The organism is Lysinibacillus sphaericus (genome assembly GCF_006864135.1).
Classification (GTDB): Bacteria; Bacillota; Bacilli; order Bacillales_A; family Planococcaceae; genus Lysinibacillus.
Genome location: NZ_SADV01000066.1, coordinates 1 through 559, shown reverse-complemented (window position 1 = coordinate 559; position 559 = coordinate 1). Strand labels below are relative to the sequence as shown.

Genomic DNA, 559 nt, shown 5'->3' with positions numbered 1-559 from the left:
ACCTCCTTTCTAAGGATATTTTCGGAATACAAACCTAGGGTTTGTAAGATTACGTTTTGCGTTCAGTTTTGAAGGTTTATGAATAAATATAAAACTTCTAAGAGGGCCTATAGCTCAGCTGGTTAGAGCGCACGCCTGATAAGCGTGAGGTCGATGGTTCGAGTCCATTTAGGCCCACCATATACACCTCTTGGGGCCTTAGCTCAGCTGGGAGAGCGCCTGCCTTGCACGCAGGAGGTCAGCGGTTCGATCCCGCTAGGCTCCACCAATAATTTGTTCTTTGAAAACTGGATAAAACGACATTGAAATTGTAACAAACACATTTATTTTTTAAGTTTTTTTTATAGGCTTAATAACGAATAAGGTTTCAAGACACGAGCAGTTCTAGGAAGCAATCGAGAGAAGGAAGGAGCGTACCTATGTACGTGACTGACTGAACGAGTGAAGCTGACGACGAAATGCGATGTGTATTGAAAGCTGTAGGTTAAGTTATTAAGGGCGCACGGCGAATGCCTTGGCACTAGGAGCCGAAGAAGGACGGCACTAACACCGATATGCT

At 44.4% G+C, this 559-nt stretch carries 2 tRNA genes; both read left to right on the top strand.

The annotated features are described in order from the left end of the window. The first annotated feature begins 103 nt into the window (after positions 1–103). A tRNA-Ile gene (locus C7Y47_RS24720) sits at positions 104–180 on the top strand. A gap of 12 nt (positions 181–192) precedes the next feature. After that, positions 193–268 (top strand) — tRNA-Ala (locus tag C7Y47_RS24715). Positions 269–559: the final 291 nt, after the last annotated feature.